This is a genomic window from Streptomyces botrytidirepellens (assembly GCF_003721215.1).
GTDB lineage: Bacteria > Actinomycetota > Actinomycetes > Streptomycetales > Streptomycetaceae > Streptomyces > Streptomyces himastatinicus.
Map to the genome: position 1 here is coordinate 1 of NZ_RIBZ01000159.1, position 2,235 is coordinate 2,235.

The 2,235-nt window shown below is 72.2% G+C and carries 3 protein-coding genes; all 3 read right to left on the bottom strand.

The window, feature by feature from the left end:
• Nucleotides 1–291: 291 nt before the first annotated feature.
• Nucleotides 292–669 carry a hypothetical protein gene (locus EEJ42_RS12080; protein WP_123099946.1) on the bottom strand — a complete coding sequence of 126 codons (378 nt, stop codon included), beginning with the start codon at nucleotides 667–669 and terminating at the stop codon, nucleotides 292–294.
• Nucleotides 670–1,218: 549 nt separating this feature from the next.
• Nucleotides 1,219–1,602 (bottom strand): hypothetical protein, encoded by a 384-nt coding sequence (locus EEJ42_RS12085; RefSeq protein WP_123099947.1) that lies wholly within the window; start codon nucleotides 1,600–1,602, stop codon nucleotides 1,219–1,221.
• A gap of 63 nt (nucleotides 1,603–1,665) precedes the next feature.
• Nucleotides 1,666–1,953, bottom strand: coding sequence for a hypothetical protein (locus EEJ42_RS12090; RefSeq protein ID WP_123099948.1), 288 nt, complete (start codon nucleotides 1,951–1,953; stop codon nucleotides 1,666–1,668).
• Nucleotides 1,954–2,235 lie beyond the last annotated feature (282 nt).

Consider the following 2,235-nt stretch of genomic DNA (forward strand, 5'->3'; position numbering starts at 1 on the left):
GTCGCAAGCGACGTCGGGGCCGTCCACGGACTGGCCGCACCGATCGCACGATCCGGTGAACTCCGGCGGATAGTCCATCATGATCTTTATGTCCCTTCCCTTCCGCTTCAGCAATTCACGCCTGCCAGAACCCAATATCGTGAGGTTCTGACACGGCGTCTGAGTGTCGTGGACTGCGGGGTAAGAGACACCACCCCTGCCCGCCGGGCAGTCCACCCGGCGGGCGGCGCGCGGGACGGACGGTCACCGGGGCGAATCAGTTGCTGGGTCCTGGCGGCGGCCGGGGGTGTCCTACGGCTGCGGCCCGGCCGGGGCCTGACCGCAGCGGGTGTCGGCGGCCTTGCGTGCACGCAGCTGCGCACGGGCGGCTGCCGCACGCTCCATGACCTTCTGCGCGGCCTCGATCTCCCTCTCGTCCGGCTCGTCGGTGTTGGCGTTGAGGCAGTAGCCCGCGTACTCCTCCAACAGGCGCAGTTCGGTGTCGGTGGCGGCGACGGTGACGTAGTAGTCGTCTTCGTCGTCGGGGGTCGTGTGTGTGCGGCCTGCGCGGTAGGCGAGGCGGACGGCCTTGCACTGCGGGTCGCTGTCGTCATCGCCACTGGCAAGGCTGGTGCCGTCGAACCATGCACAAAACGCGCCGGGCAGCTCGATGATGGCGATCAGGAGCATGACAGGGTCCTTCCGAACGGGCGACAAGCAGCTGATGGAGGCCGGTACCGGGGGCGCGGCGGGGCGCCTGCGTCCGGAGCGGGGCGGGCAGTGCCGGACGCTCACACCCTGCACCGAGAAAGGGCGACAGACCTTCGAGCGGGGTCGGTCCCGGCCGGGACCGACNCCGCGAGGATAGCGGCACAACCCCCGCTCCCCCGCTCAGCGGGCGGGCCTGGAGGGGGCGGACAAGCGGGTGTTGAAGCCGGGAACGCGGAAGGGCCCGCCCCCGCACGAGGTGGCAGAAGGCGGGCCCAACGAGCGAGAAAGGGAGGAGACGGGCCCTGGTCAACCTCGGCGCGGGTGGAGCGGGAGCATCCTTCCGGCACCACCACACTCCTCCAGACGAGGGTAAGCCCCGCAAACCATCAGGCGGGGCCCGGGGCGCGGGGCACCCGGCGGGGTTGCGGGGCGACGCGGGCGGTTCAGCTGGCGGTGGTGCGGGGGCGTGTGTGCGGGGTCGGGCAGCGGGACGAGCCGGGGCGGCCAGCGTGGGCCGCGCACGGTTGTTCAGCGGCGGCAGTCGGCTGAGGAAGGGGCGTCGCAGTCGGGTTGGCAGGTGGACCGGCGGACGTCGTTGAGCAGGATGCGGACGGCGTTGGTGCCTTGGGCGCGGCAGGGACGTGTGGCGTCGTTGCCGTGGATCACTTCGGCGCGCAGGACCTTGCCGCTGGTGCGGCCGATGACGATGGAGCCGAACGCGCCGTGCGGACCGATGGCGTTGAGGATGATGCGGCGGGTGCGGCCATACGGCTGACCCCAGGTGGGACGGAGGCCCTTCGCTTCGGCAAGGCGCACGATGCCAGCCGTGTACGCGGTGAGTCCTGCGAGGTCGATTGGGGTTCCGGCTGCGCCAGGGATGGGCTCGGAGGCAGGAGCGAGAGCGGTGTTCATGATGGTCGACTCCGGGTTGTAGGGGCGGCTGTACGGGGCGGGGGCGCGGCCGGGCGCCGCGGGTCAGGAAGAGGTGCGGGCGGGGCAGCTGCACAAGGCGTCGTGGATGACACCGCCTTGGGTCAGGTGCTCGGGGCTGGTGGTGGCCCGGGCCCGGGCGAGGTCGTCTCGGGAGCGGGTGCCCGCGCACACTTCTGCTTCGACGAGGTACAGGCAGGCGCAGTCGCCCCAGCGGGCCGCGCCGCGGGCGAAGGCGAGTGCCTCGGCGACACTGCGCCGGTAGGCAGGGCCGAAGCGGGTGAGCGGGGTGAGGGCGTCGATGCGGGCTTGTGCGGCTGTCGAGAACGGCACGGCAGAGCCTCCAGCGGGTCGGCGGGAATTCGGCCCGGCACCGGAAAGGGGGCTGGTGGTCACCACTCCCCCCGGGGCCGGTGGCCGTACCCTCACCCGGCGGCCGGCAACACCCGCAACCACCACAAGGCATCCCGACATTCGCCGTTCCCGCACCCCGCACGCGGTACGGGAACCGGGGGACCGCACGCGGCACGGCCCGGCCAGCCGGGCGCTCATGTGGGCCGGTTCGCGGTCCGCCGGTGGCGGATGTGGGCATGGGGCGGCCCCGGCGCCGCGAGT